The 870-nt window shown below is 75.6% G+C and carries 1 protein-coding gene; it reads left to right on the top strand.

The genetic code is table 11. The features are described 5' to 3' along the window. Positions 1–639: 639 nt before the first annotated feature. A partial coding sequence (locus tag KUM32_RS36610; protein ID WP_217146198.1) for a peptidase inhibitor family I36 protein occupies positions 640–870 on the top strand: 231 nt, incomplete at its 3' end.

Below are 870 nucleotides of genomic sequence, written 5' to 3' on the forward strand. Positions count from 1 at the left end.
CCCGCGGGTCGCGCCCCGGGAGCCCCGGGAGCCGGGGAGACGCAGAGCGCCGGGGTCGGGGGCACCGCGCGGGTCGCGGGGGCCGCCGGGCGTGCTGGAGCCGCTGGGGCCGCCGGGAGCGCTGGGGCTGCCGGGGGCGTGGTCGGGGCCGCCGGGCCGGGTGGGGTGGCGCCGGCCGGCGCCTGATCGGTGGCGGCCCGCTGGAGACCTGGTGTGGTCGCGCTGGGGAACCGCTGGCGCCCGGTAGGGGGCGGCCGGGCGGCGGAAGTTCGCATCCGGAACGGGCCGCCCGTCCGCCCCCGGCCCGGCACGCGCCGAACTGGGGGCGAGCGGGACGCCTCCCGCTTCCGTCCCAGCACGCGCCGACCAACCGGAACGCCCTGGGACAGAACGCCTTTTGTTGCGCCCCCGGGAGCGGGCTGCGCAACAACGGGACGCCTCCCAAGACTGCTGCTCGGTGCGACGGCCACCGCTGGGCCTGGGCCGATGCCACGGCCCGACGGTCAGCCCCGTACCGAACCATGAGTTGGACAGGCGGCGCGCGCCGCACGGCCGCTCGCGGGACGACGGCGACACCTCAGATCGCCCCGCCCGCACGGCCGCTCCGGCGCCGCCCCTCAACGGGAGGAACTCCGAACCATGAACGTACGCAAACGGCTCGTGCTGTTCACGGCAGCGGTCACCGTCTCGGGCGGCCTCGTCGCCGCCCCCTCGGCCACCGCGGCCTTCGCCGACCAGCACAGCGAGACCAGCGCGACCGTGCTCAAGGCGCCGAAGGACTGTCCCAAGGGCTACCTGTGCGTCTACCCGAAGTACAACTTCAAGGGCAAGGTCAAGAAGGTCCAGGACAAGAACCGCGACCTGCGGAAG

The organism is Streptomyces sp. AC627_RSS907, from assembly GCF_019049165.1.